This window comes from Pseudomaricurvus sp. ABR4_320, assembly GCF_056159445.1.
Window position 1 is genome coordinate 1 of sequence record NZ_JBSWVF010000133.1, and the last position, 238, is coordinate 238.

At 48.3% G+C, this 238-nt stretch carries 1 protein-coding gene; it reads left to right on the forward strand.

The features are described 5' to 3' along the window. Nucleotides 1–238 (forward strand): hypothetical protein (locus tag ACXAFR_RS27695; protein WP_475183477.1); only part of this gene is annotated, 238 nt, incomplete at both ends.

The following is a 238-nucleotide window of genomic DNA, read 5'->3' on the forward strand; positions in this document are numbered from 1 at the left end:
CGATGCTGATATAAGCCATATTTCAGCCAGCCCGGACGGGACAAAAATTGCCTTTAATGTTTACACCTCAGGAACGTTAGTTTCAAAATATGCGACGTTTTGGATGCTGGATGTTGAGACAGGCTCTTTACGACAAATAGCAACAAATGCGGAAGGCGAAGATGCCTTTGGACGCGCATCCTGGTCCCCAGACGGCACTAAAATAGCCGTTTTAGAAGGAGGGTCCTCCGGTCTCGGA